General features: G+C 68.2%; 1 protein-coding gene. It reads right to left on the reverse strand.

Annotated features, from left to right (window positions below):
* Window positions 1-792: trehalose monomycolate transport factor TtfA (gene ttfA / locus H7I57_RS11950; protein ID WP_264023711.1), on the reverse strand; the 792-nt coding region annotated here is incomplete at its 3' end.
* Between the last annotated feature and the right edge of the window lie 214 nt (window positions 793-1,006).

The following is a 1,006-nucleotide window of genomic DNA, read 5'->3' on the forward strand; positions in this document are numbered from 1 at the left end:
CCGCGGCGCGGCCGCATCGGAGCGTGCGGTCTCGGGCCGGGAGGCGAAACGGCCGACATCGCCGCGGCCGGGCGGCTGGTCTGCCATACCGGGCGGCAACTCGGAACGCCCCGCGGGTGCGGGGGTGAGCGGACGGCTGGGCGAACCGCTGCGGCGTGCGACGGGCTGACCGGCGGCGGCCGTGGGCACCGGCGGCAGGACCCGCAGCAGATCGTTGAACTGGCGCACGGTGCGCAGGCCCTCGTCCCACTGGGCGCGGGTGCTGGTGACCGGCATGCTGACCAGCGTCCAGTTCTGTTCGTTCCACATGATCTCGGCGCAATCCGGCGCGGTGTGCGCGAACGTCACCATCCTGCGGTCACAGGCGCGGCGGGCCGCGTCGAGGTTGGTGGAGTACACCATCCGGGGGCCGATCGCGCCGAGCAGCCAGATATCGCTCTCCCGCGGCTCCTTGATGCCCTTGAGCCGAAGGTCCACCACGACGTTGGTGCCGACCTTGCGGTGCAGCGCGATCACCGTCGCGACGTCGTCGAGGTCGAAGATGAAGACCGCCTCGCCGCGGATCTGGCCGAGGACCACGTTGCGGGCGGTCACATCGCCGACCGTGGACATGACCCCGCGCTTCCAGCGCTTGAGGATGTCGGTGGACTCGTGCTCGTAGTCGAAGCCGTGAGACTTCGCCCAGGACTTGCGACGACGGCCCAGACCTCGGCGTCTGTCGAGGTCGACGTACAACAACACGGCCGCACCCACGAAGCAGAGTGCGGACAGCGTGAACCAGAGCGGAACCATTGGCTCAAGAGTATCCGCTAAGGCCGATGAATCCCGAACTCGAACGGATCACAATCCCGGCCGCACGCGTGACCACCCCCGCGGAATTGCATTCCAGCAGGGAAACTCCGTCTGGAGACCTGCTAATCCGAAAATAGAGGTGAGGTGCGCTGGGTGTGGGCGCGTCGGTGTTGCCGTGGGTGCCACGGCGGGTTTGGTGTGTTCGCGGGTCAGG

This window comes from Mycolicibacterium pyrenivorans (assembly GCF_025821625.1).
Taxonomy (GTDB): Bacteria; Actinomycetota; Actinomycetes; order Mycobacteriales; family Mycobacteriaceae; genus Mycobacterium; species Mycobacterium pyrenivorans.